This is a genomic window from Pseudoxanthomonas sp. (assembly GCF_002863005.1).
GTDB lineage: Bacteria > Pseudomonadota > Gammaproteobacteria > Xanthomonadales > Xanthomonadaceae > Pseudoxanthomonas_A.
The window spans coordinates 21,579-31,211 of record NZ_PKDG01000059.1 but is presented as its reverse complement, the minus strand read 5'-3'; the positions used below and the strand labels follow the sequence as shown (position 1 = coordinate 31,211).

General features: G+C 66.7%; 10 protein-coding genes and 1 tRNA gene. 2 read left to right on the top strand and 9 right to left on the bottom strand.

The window, feature by feature from the left end; all coding sequences use genetic code 11:
• Window positions 1-190: 190 nt before the first annotated feature.
• From ggpS to CYU89_RS18455, 9 genes are all read right to left on the bottom strand, one after another.
• The gene (gene ggpS / locus CYU89_RS18495) at window positions 191-2,488 is read right to left on the bottom strand and encodes a glucosylglycerol-phosphate synthase (protein ID WP_296283017.1); all 2,298 of its coding nucleotides are present in this window, start codon (window positions 2,486-2,488) and stop codon (window positions 191-193) included.
• Between the two features lie 388 nt (window positions 2,489-2,876).
• Window positions 2,877-4,046, bottom strand: coding sequence for a serine hydrolase domain-containing protein (locus CYU89_RS18490; protein ID WP_296283016.1), 1,170 nt, complete (start codon window positions 4,044-4,046; stop codon window positions 2,877-2,879).
• 648 nt (window positions 4,047-4,694) lie between these two features.
• Window positions 4,695-4,859, bottom strand: a complete 165-nt coding sequence (locus CYU89_RS18485) for a hypothetical protein (RefSeq protein ID WP_296283014.1) — start codon at window positions 4,857-4,859, stop codon at window positions 4,695-4,697.
• A gap of 20 nt (window positions 4,860-4,879) precedes the next feature.
• The gene (locus CYU89_RS18480; protein ID WP_296283012.1) at window positions 4,880-5,149 is read right to left on the bottom strand and encodes a hypothetical protein; all 270 of its coding nucleotides are present in this window, start codon (window positions 5,147-5,149) and stop codon (window positions 4,880-4,882) included.
• 51 nt (window positions 5,150-5,200) lie between these two features.
• A complete protein-coding gene (locus CYU89_RS18475) occupies window positions 5,201-5,488 on the bottom strand; it encodes a hypothetical protein (RefSeq protein ID WP_296283010.1) in 288 nt (95 codons plus the stop codon).
• Between the two features lie 216 nt (window positions 5,489-5,704).
• Window positions 5,705-6,490, bottom strand: coding sequence for a DUF5694 domain-containing protein (locus CYU89_RS18470; RefSeq protein ID WP_296283008.1), 786 nt, complete (start codon window positions 6,488-6,490; stop codon window positions 5,705-5,707).
• Window positions 6,491-6,512: 22 nt separating this feature from the next.
• Window positions 6,513-6,809, bottom strand: a complete 297-nt coding sequence (locus CYU89_RS18465; RefSeq protein ID WP_296283007.1) for a hypothetical protein — start codon at window positions 6,807-6,809, stop codon at window positions 6,513-6,515.
• A gap of 43 nt (window positions 6,810-6,852) precedes the next feature.
• Window positions 6,853-6,942 (bottom strand) — tRNA-Ser (locus CYU89_RS18460).
• A 113-nt stretch (window positions 6,943-7,055) separates the two neighbouring features.
• Complete coding sequence (locus CYU89_RS18455; RefSeq protein ID WP_296283004.1) at window positions 7,056-8,063, bottom strand: LysR family transcriptional regulator; 1,008 nt, start codon at window positions 8,061-8,063, stop codon at window positions 7,056-7,058.
• A 117-nt stretch (window positions 8,064-8,180) separates the two neighbouring features.
• Here CYU89_RS18455 and CYU89_RS18450 point away from each other — a divergent pair, with 117 nt between their 5' ends.
• Window positions 8,181-8,759, top strand: a complete 579-nt coding sequence (locus CYU89_RS18450) for an NAD(P)H-dependent oxidoreductase (protein ID WP_296283003.1) — start codon at window positions 8,181-8,183, stop codon at window positions 8,757-8,759.
• A gap of 61 nt (window positions 8,760-8,820) precedes the next feature.
• Window positions 8,821-9,555, top strand: coding sequence for a DNA alkylation repair protein (locus tag CYU89_RS18445; RefSeq protein WP_296283001.1), 735 nt, complete (start codon window positions 8,821-8,823; stop codon window positions 9,553-9,555).
• Window positions 9,556-9,633 lie beyond the last annotated feature (78 nt).

The window sequence follows — 9,633 nt, the reverse complement described above, 5'->3', positions numbered from 1 at the left end:
TTTCTTTTGGCCGCGGCGCTCAGGGCGCCCACAGCTCCGGTACCTGGGCCAGGCCGAACAACACGAGCGCCGTGGCCGCGATCAGCAGCCACACCATGCTCCTCACGACCATCATCCGCATCGCGGCGTCCCCCCTCCGTCTGTGAGGCGACTATCGCGGCCCACGGGTGACGCGTCAAACGTAAATGCGTTACGCGGCGATCGCGGTGTGCGCTCCGGCCGTGGGCATGTCGTCCACGCCACGCGCAGCGGCAAGGAACTCGCGCCCCCAGCGTGACAGGTCGTAGTGCCGCACGATGTCGAACAGCCGACGCTGGCGGTCCTCGCGCTCGCCCGGCGTCATCCCCAGTGCCTGCCGCAGCGTGCGCGCCAGGTCGGCCGAGTCGTGCGGATTGGTCAGCACCGCACCCTTCAGCTCCGCGGCCGCGCCGGCGAACTCTGACAGCACCAGCACGCCATCGCCACCGTCCAGTCCCTGCACGGCGACGAACTCCTTCGCCACCAGGTTCAGGCCATCGCGCAACGGCGTGATCCACATGACATCGGCGGCCGCGTAGTGCGCCACCACGTCGGCGAAGGGCAGCACGCGGGCGAAAAAGCGCACCGGCGTCCAGTCCAGCTGCGACAGCCGACCGTTGATGCGCCCCACCGCCTGTTCGATCTGCTGCTGCAGCGGGCGATAGATGGTCATCTCCTTCGCGGCGGGCACGCAGACCAGCACCAGCGTCACTTCGCCGCGCAGCTCGGGCGACTCGTCCAGCAAGCGTTCGAAGGCCTGCAGCTTCTGCAGGATGCCCTTGGTGTAGTCCAGCCGTTCGATCGACAGCACCAGCTTGCGCCGGCCGATCTCGTCGCGGATGCGCGCGATGTCGTCCGCCACCTGCTCCGTCTCGAGACAGGCCCGGATGCGCCCCACGTCGGTGCCGATCGGGTGCGCACCGATGCGCACCGTGCGTCCGTCGATACGCAACTCCGTGGCCATGTCCTCCACGCCGACCGCGCAGCCGAAGGTCATGAAGCGCGGCGCGCACGACGCGCGCCGCGTCACCTCGACCGGGAACGTGCTGCGCACCGCGTCGGTGAAGTTCTCGGCATGGCGCGGGATGTGGAAGCCCACGTAGTCGCAGGCCAGCAGGCTGCCGAGGATCTCGCGGCGCCACGGCAGGACCGCGAAGATGTCCGCCGACGGAAACTGCGTGTGGTGGAAGAAGGCGATCTTCACGTCCGGCCGCAGTTCGCGCAGCACCGACGGCACCATCCACAGGTTGTAATCGTGCAGCCAGACGGTCGCACCCGGCGCGGCCTCGGCGGCGGCAGCCTCGGCGAAGCGGCGGTTGACGCGCTTGAACAGGTCCCAGTCGTCCTCGCTGAAACGCGCGCGCTCCCAGAAGCTGTTGATCACCGGCCAGAACGCCTCCTTCGAGAAGCGCTTGTAGAACACGTCCACCTCATGCTTGGTCAGCGGCACGTGGGTGGCGGTCAGGCCCGGATAGCGTTCGGCGTCCACCGGTGCGCGCGGCTCGATGGGGGGTGCCTTCGGATCGTCCACCGTCCACGCCACCCACGAACCGGGCTGGCCATCGCCGAAGAAACTCAACAGGCTCGGGATGATGCCGTTCGGCGAACTGTGCGGGCGGCGCACGCGCTGTCCATCGACGATGTGTTCCTCGTACGGCAGGCGGTGGTAGACCATCACCAGTTCCGCCTTGCCCGGGGGATGCAGCGTGGGCCGGTAGTCGTCCGCCTCCAGCAGCGCGAAGTGCGCCATCGCCTGCAGGATGCCGCCGCAGCCCGGCGCATCGGCATGCAGCACGTTGTCCATGTCGGCCGTGGCGGCGATCAGCGCCGGCTCGGATTCGCCCACGCACACGCCGGGGAAGCCCTCGCCATACATCGACAGGTCGTTGAGCGTGTCGCCGGCCACCAGCACGCGCGACGGGTCGAGTGCCAGCTCGTCCACCAGCGCGGTCAGCGTGCTGCCCTTGCGCGTGTCGCGCGGCAGGATGTCCAGGTAGCGGTCGGCCGAATACAGTACTTCGCAGCCCAGCGAGGCGGCCACGGTCTCCACTTCGGCCTGGATCGTGGAGAGCTGTTCGGGATGGCAGTAATAGGAGCAGCGCCGCTCCTGCGGCACTTCCTGCCGCACCAGCATGGGAAAGCGGCGCATGGCCTCGGCCACCACATGCTCGCCCGGCCAGCGCGCTTCGATGGCCGACTGCAGCGGCTGGATCGGCTGCATGTCGGCGGTGCGCAGCACGGTCGCGCCGACGTCGCAGATCACGTAGTCCGGCGTGGGCAGGCCGGGATCGGCCAACAGCGGCAGGATCGATTCACGGCCGCGACCGGTGACCCACGCCAGCTTGACGTCCGGATGCGCGTCGACGAGGTGGTACAGGCGCTTGCGCGCCTCCGCGTCGCCGGCCAGGAAGGTGCCGTCGAGATCGGTGGCGAGAAGGACAGGTTGCGAAGGATGTTTCAACAGGGTCATGAGGTGCACTCCATGGTCGCGAGGGAAGCCGCGCACACGGCACGACGCGGATGCGTCACAGGACGCAGGCGGGGAATCACGCATCGGAGGGGCACCGCCAGGCGGGTGCGGAAAGAAGGTGTGTCGCGTGCGAGGCACGCTGCGCGCAGAAGCGCGGCAGATGCGCGTCCGTCCCCGGACATGGACGCGGACATCGACTGATGCGATGCAGCATTGTAGTCCGCATCGTCGTCGCGCAGGTCAACGCGATGTTAAGAACGTTAAATGCATGCGTGAATATGCGTAATTTCCGGCGATTTCCTGCACATTCCACTATCGACGGCAGAGCACCGGCGTCGCGATCGAACGGCGATTCAACAGGGATCCGCGTCGAATGCACGTTGCCGCATCAGTCGATGAAGCCCTTCCCCGCGCCGTACTCCCATCTCCACGGCACGCCGGTGTCGCCCAGCACGAACGACACCAGCCGTGGAAATGCGCGCTCCGCGCGCACATCGTTGCCCAGGATCACGACGCAGCGCTTGCGCTGTTTCACGCACACCCAGGTATTGCCGGTGGAGTCGTTGTGCCCGCCCTTGTAGAAGCCCGCGCCTTGCGGGCCGTCGAACACCACCACGCCCAGGCCCGCAGCGAGATCCTTGCGTCGCTGTGGGGCGGGCAGTTCGTCCTGCAATGAGGGGAATTGCGAGGCCGTGGTGATGGGCAATTGCGGCGACGTCATCGCGGCGAACGTATCCGCACGCAGGCCTTCTCCGTTGATGTAGGCCGCAGCGAAGTCCGCCATGTCCGTGATGGTGGTGTCCATCGACCCGGCCGCGCGCACGCGACCGCGCTCGTCGTGCGGCTCGACCGTGCCGTCTTCCATCCAGCCATCGGCCAGGTTGGCGGCGAAATCGGCACGCCAGATCATGCTGGTGTTCGGCATGCCGAAGCGGTCGAACACGCGCCGCTGCATCTCCGCGCCCAGGTCCAGGCCCAGGCCGCGTTCGATCACGTATTGCAGCAGGATCAACCCTTCACCGGAGTAGGCATAGCGCGCGCCGGGGTCGAAGTGGATGCGCAGCTTGCCGTCGGGTTCGAGGAAAGCAAAGTTGGCGAAGCCGCTGCTGTGGGTCAGCAGGTGGCGTGCGGTGATGCCTTTCCAGCGAGGGTCGCCGGCCAGGTCGGGCCAGGGTCCGTAACCGTCCTCGGCGGGATAGTCGGTCAGCGGCTGGTCGAAGTACTCGCCGATGGGGCGGTCCAGGTCCAGTCGGCCCTCCTCCACCAGCTGCATCACGGTGTAGGCGAACACTGCCTTGGTCAGCGACGCACCATACATGACGGTGTCCGCTTGCAGGGGATCGCCTTTCGCATTGCGCTTGCCGTAAGCGGCAACGTGGACCACCTTGCCCTCGTCGATGACCGCGATGGCCAGGCCGTTGGCCTGCGCGGCCTTCATCGCCGCCGCGACTTCCGCGTCCAGGGCGACACGGGTGGGAATGGCATGGGCAGCCGGACCAGCCGCCGGGGCGGCGAACGGCAGCAGGGCGAGCAGGCAGATTCCGATCAGTGAGCGCATGACCCCTCCTATGTGAGTTGAATCATACGGGCGATTGAGAACCGCTTAAGCGCCAGAGGTCATGGGCCGGCCGGGCGCCTCCTCTTGCCCCTCTACTCACACATAGGCGGTCGCGAGAGGCAAAAAGCCTCGCGCCTCTCTCACCAAGGGTCTCGCGAGGGCCTGAAAGGGCCTCTCTTCTCTCACTAACGGTCTCGCGAGGACCTGAAAGGCTCTCTCTTCTCTCACTAACGGTCTCGCGAGGACCTGAAAGGCTCTCTCTTCTCTCACTAACGGTCTCGCGAGGACCTGAAAGGCTCTCTCTTCTCTCACTAACGGTCTCGCGACAACCTGAAAGGCTCTCTCTTCTCTCACTAAGGGTGTTGCGAGGACCTGAAAGGCGCTCTCTTCTCTCATTACGGCTCAAGCGGGACCAGAAAAGTCCCGCTACTCCCTCATCGAGGGTCTTGCAGGCGGAACAATGCAGGGAGAGCGTGGCAAGACGCGCGCTTGCGGCGGGAGATCGTCATTCCGGGGCGGAAGCTCAACGCGTTTTCGGTTGCCATTTCATCTCGCCAGGCTGTGGCGTTGCGTCGACTGGCGCGGCTCCCAGTGACGCAGGGGCCCCGCCCGACAATACGAAGTCCGCAAGCTCGTCGGCATGACCGCCTAGAAGGCCACCGGCGTCGTACCACCGGGATTGTCGATGGTGTACCAGAGGGTGGAACCCGGCGTCGCCGTGTTGGCACGAGCGACCTTGCTGGATGTCCCGATGCAGCCGGACAGCATCGACGCGCAGACCAGCATGAAGAAAGGCGGTGCGATCCGCTTCATGGACGACCCCGGTGTCCCGATCAGCGGGATTCGGTGATCCGCAGGATCTTGCCGCTGGTGTTGATGGTGAAGACGATGGTCTTGCCGTCGCGGAAGTAGGTCCAGTTCTCGCCTTCGCGGGCGCCGTACTGGTTTTCCAGCGGGGTGACCAGATCGGGCTTGCCGGCGATCTCGACAAGCCGACCGATGCTGTCGCCGCTGCTGACCACGCGGTTGCCGAAGGCGTAGGTATCGGCGAACGCCATACCGGCGGCGAACATGAGGGCAAGGAAGATGGCGGTCTTGCGCATGGGATTTCCCTCTCCGTTAGGTAGGCCGAGTATAGGCCGGGACGCTCCTCGCTAGAGCGACAGGATCCGCATCAGCGCCACGGCCGCCACGGCCGCCACGGCCGATGCCAGCCAGATCGCCACACGCTTGATGAGCGCACGGTTCAATCCCCCCTGCCCCGCGTCACGCGGCTGGTTGAAGCCGACCACCAGCACGTGCATCGGCAGCGCGATGACCAGCAGGAAGGCGAATACCCAGTTCAAGGTTTCGTCTCCCAGTCGCGGCCAGACCAGCGGCATCACGATGCCGGCGAAGAGGCCCGCAATGACGGCGGTGATGGGCGTGGGGGTGAGCTTCATGCGGAGCGGGCATCCGGTCAGGTGATGCCGCAGTCTAGCGGGCGCGCTTGGCACATGGTCTAGAAATGGAATGGCCAAAGGTCGTAGACCGTCGCCCCGGTAAGCGAAGCGCACCCGGGGAGATGTATCAGAGGTCATTCGGCACCGCGGTCCAGGGTGCGGCCGCTGGCGTTCCGCGGGCCACGCAACTCAAGCCCCCACCCGCATTTCTTCCCTTCACGAGGTCGGCAGGAATGCTTCCGCTTCTTCCAGCTCAACACCCGGCGCCGACCGCAGGCAGGCGGCCAATTGCGGCACGTGTCCCTGCCCGTAGAACACCACGGCGCGATCACCCGGTTTCAACGCCTGCAGCAGGCGCGCGCAGATGGCGAAATTGCGCTTCGCCCAAGCGGCATTGAGCTCGACGCCGGGCTGTTGTTCGCCGCTGCCGTAGCGGAGGAACTCGGCGTAGAAGCGGGCGGCCTCATCGAGGGCCTGCGGCGTATTCATGTCGCGCAGCACGCCGCCGATGCTGTGCGTGGCCTGCAACGCGGTGATGCGCGCGGTGATGCCCTGGGCCTGGGCCATCAGCGCATCCAGATCGCCCGCCCTCCCGTTCGCCTGCGCCCAGGCGCCCAACGGCTCGAAGGGAAAATCGCCCGGCACGTCCAGCCCGTGGACCTGCGTAAGCCCCACTTGTTTTGCCAGCCGGAATCCGAGCTGCACGACTTCGTTGCTGGACGGCGGCAGCGTGCCGGCGAGATGGCGCGCGTATTGCTCGCGCGCGGCATCGGCTGGCCACTCGACGCCGACGAACGTCGGCTGGAAGGCCGCGAACGCATTGGTCACCGCTTGCAGTTCCGCTTGCCGCCGGGGCACCGTGACGTCCACCGCGTCCACATTTGCCTTGTCCTGCCCCGGATTGCTGAAGTGGTAGGTGCCGATGACGATCACGCGCGCCGGCGGTTCGGCGGCCCAGGCGGCGCCGTGCAGGAGCAACGCAAGCATGAGGAAACGACGCATGGAATCTCCTCCCTTTAGAGGCCTAGAGAAGCGTACGAAGCCAGACCAGCAGCATTAAAATCATGCCCGATAGCTGAGCGACGACAAATGCCAGCACGGGGACTCGGGCTGCGATCGAGAGTGTCCGCCACTTCCTGATGAAGCCAAACGCGAGGAAGTCGGAGCCGATCATGGACCTGCCGTCGAACAGATCCCTTACGGAGACGTCGTCCTGGAGCTTGTGGAGCATCCAGGCGCGCAGCGGGAAGGACGCGATGATCAGGACGATCGCCACCCCAAGGATCGCTAGGCCGATTCCGGTCACTTCGACGCCGCGCATACGAATGCTCCTTGCCGACAGGAAGGTACAGCGCTTGCCGAGGTGGCGGAGAGAGTGGGATTCGAACCCACGGTAGGCTTGCACCTACGGCAGTTTTCAAGACTGCTGCCTTAAACCGCTCGGCCATCTCTCCGTTTTCTGAAACTGCCCGCGATCCCGTCGCGGTGCATCGCCGCCCTACCCTGGCGGCGCGCACGGCCCCTTGCAGGCCGGTGCGCATTTTCGCACGAACCCCGCCGCCGTGGCTTACGAAGCCTTCTTCACCTTGCCGGCCTTGGTGTTGTCGATCGCCATGGCGATGGCCTTCTCCTTCGCCTCCGCGCAGGCGCCGCCGCAATCCAGCCGCGACGACTCGATCTGCTGCGGCAGGTGCTCGGCCAGGAAATCGATGAACACCCGCACCGCCGGCAACATGCCCCGGCGCGAAGCGAACACCGCGTGGCAGATGCCCTGCGGCAGGCTCCATTCCGGCAGCACCACCTCCAGCTCGCCCTTGCGCACCGCTTCCGCGCACACCGTCTCCGGCAGCAGGGTGATGCCGTAGCCGTCCTTCGCCATCGACTGCAGCAGCGGGAAGTCGAAGCCGGCCAGGCGCGGATTCAACTCGATGCGGCGTACCTCGCCATCCGGCCCGTGCAGCTCCCAGCGCTGGCGCGCCTCGTCTTCGCTGATGCTCAGCGTGACGTGCTCCGCCAGATCTTCCGGCACCTTCGGGCGGCCGGCGCGGTTGAGGTACTTCGGGCTGGCGACCAGCAGTTCCTGGATCTGGCCGAAGCTGCGCATCACCAGGCTGCCGTCGTCGTCGAGCTTCGCGCGCACGCGCAGGGCCACGTCGTAGCCCTCGTTGATGATGTCGACACGGCGGTTGTTGACGTGCAGCTGCAGCCGCACCTTCGGGTACTTGTCGAGGAAGGCCGGCAGGATCTTCGGCAACTGCATCTGCGCCACCGCCACCGGCACGCTGACGCGCACCACGCCGCGCGGTTCGGCACTGAGGCGATCGACGACTTCGCGCGCCGCCTGCGCTTCGGCCAGCATGGTCTGTGCATGGCGATGCACGCTGGTACCGACGTCGGTCACCGCGAAACGGCGCGTCGAGCGCTGAAGCAGGCGCACGCCGAGATCGGCTTCCAGCTGGCTGATGCGGCGGCTGAGGCGGGACTTGGGAATGCCCAGCGCCCGCTCGGCGGCGGCGAAGCCACCGTGGTCCACCACCATGGCGAAGTAATAGAGGTCGTTGAGGTCGTGCTGCATGACTATAGTTCCGCCTTTAGAACAATCAGTGACGTTAGACCACGTTTATCCCAATAATGCAACGACCTACAGTGGTTCCCAAGGCGGCACCTGCCGCGTCCTGACCGGAGAACCACCATGAAACTATTGCACATCGACAGCAGCGCCCTGGCCGCGAACTCGGTCAGCCGGCAACTGACCGCCGCCATCGTAGCCCGTTGGCAGGACACCCTGCCCGACCTGGAGGTCACCTATCGCGACCTCGACGCCGACCCGCTGCCCCACCTGACCAATGCGGTACTGGGTGGGGGCGATGCCGCCGCCGCACAAGCCGGCGAAGCGACCCTGCAGCAGTTCCTGGACGCCGACGTCATCGTACTGGGCGTGCCGCGCTACAACTTCGGTGTGCCGTCCACGCTGAAGGCCTGGATCGACCGCGTGGCCGTGGCCGGCCGCACCTTCAAATACACCGAGAACGGCCCCATTGGCCTGGCCGGTGGCAAGAAGGTGATCGTGGCCGAGGCCAGTGGTGGCGAGTACGCCGGCACCGCGATCGACTTCGTTGCGCCTTACCTGACGCAGGTGTTCAAGTTCCTGGGTATCACCGACGTCGAGTTCATCCGCGCCGAGCGCGTGGCTTATTCGCCCGAACACAAGGCGCAGGCCATTGAAGCGGCGCTGGCGAGCATTCCGGCGCCGCTGCGCCAGGCCGCCTGAGCCACCACAGGTCGCGGGACGGGGCCGGTATGCTGCCGGCATCCTTCCCGCCGACCTGCCGATGCCCGCCCGGAAAGCCGCCCCGGAACAGATCGACGCCGCGCACGCCCTCGCCTTGCTGAAGGCCGCTGCCAGCCCGGTGCACCGCGCGGGGCTGGCCCGCTACGGGATTCCGGATACGCACGCGCTCGGCGTGCCGATGCGCGACATCCAGGCGCTCGGCAAGCGCATCGGCCGCCAGCCCGCCCTGATGCAACCGCTGTGGGACAGCGGCATCTACGAGGCGCGCCTGCTGGTCGCCTTCATCGCCGATCCCGCGCAAGTCACTTCCGCCCAGATGGACCGTTGGTGCCGCCAGTTCGACAACTGGGCGGTCTGCGACACGTTGTGCCTGCACCTGTTCGATCGCAGCCCGCATGCCTGGGGGCGGATCGATGCATGGGCGCGCAAGCGCGGCGAGTTCGAGAAACGCGCGGCGTTCGCGCTGCTGGCCGGCTTGGCGGTGCATGACCGCCATACGCCCGATGCGCCCTTCCTCGCCGGGCTGACCCACGTGTACGCCGCCGCGGGCGATGCGCGCAACTTCGTCAGCAAGGGCGTGAGCTGGGCGCTACGGGCCATCGGCCACCGCAACGCCGTGCTGCATGCGGAAGCGATCGCGGTGGCGACCCAGTTGGCGGCATCCGACGACGCGGCGCGACGCTGGGTAGGCAAGGATGCGCTGCGCGACCTGGGCCGCGCGGCCGTGCGCGCCAAGGTGGCGAAGGCGACGAAGGGGTGCCCCAAGAAGGCATGACGCTCCCCTCTCCCTGCGAAGCGGGGAGAGGGTGCCGAAGGCGGGTGAGGGGCGAACGGAGATGTGGGCCCTCCGCAG

Excerpts from the sequence above, each read along its gene's own strand:
- CYU89_RS18465 (WP_296283007.1), bottom strand. The coding sequence starts at position 6,809 with ATGCGCGGCGTCGAAGTGACCGGAATCGGCCTAGCGATCCTTGGGGTG.
- CYU89_RS18485 (WP_296283014.1), bottom strand. The coding sequence starts at position 4,859 with ATGAAGCGGATCGCACCGCCTTTCTTCATGCTGGTCTGCGCGTCGATG.
- CYU89_RS18445 (WP_296283001.1), top strand. The coding sequence starts at position 8,821 with ATGCCCGCCCGGAAAGCCGCCCCGGAACAGATCGACGCCGCGCACGCC.
- CYU89_RS18490 (WP_296283016.1), bottom strand. The coding sequence starts at position 4,046 with ATGCGCTCACTGATCGGAATCTGCCTGCTCGCCCTGCTGCCGTTCGCC.
- CYU89_RS18455 (WP_296283004.1), bottom strand. The coding sequence starts at position 8,063 with ATGCAGCACGACCTCAACGACCTCTATTACTTCGCCATGGTGGTGGAC.
- CYU89_RS18480 (WP_296283012.1), bottom strand. The coding sequence starts at position 5,149 with ATGCGCAAGACCGCCATCTTCCTTGCCCTCATGTTCGCCGCCGGTATG.
- CYU89_RS18450 (WP_296283003.1), top strand. The coding sequence starts at position 8,181 with ATGAAACTATTGCACATCGACAGCAGCGCCCTGGCCGCGAACTCGGTC.
- CYU89_RS18475 (WP_296283010.1), bottom strand. The coding sequence starts at position 5,488 with ATGAAGCTCACCCCCACGCCCATCACCGCCGTCATTGCGGGCCTCTTC.
- ggpS (WP_296283017.1), bottom strand. The coding sequence starts at position 2,488 with ATGACCCTGTTGAAACATCCTTCGCAACCTGTCCTTCTCGCCACCGAT.
- CYU89_RS18470 (WP_296283008.1), bottom strand. The coding sequence starts at position 6,490 with ATGCGTCGTTTCCTCATGCTTGCGTTGCTCCTGCACGGCGCCGCCTGG.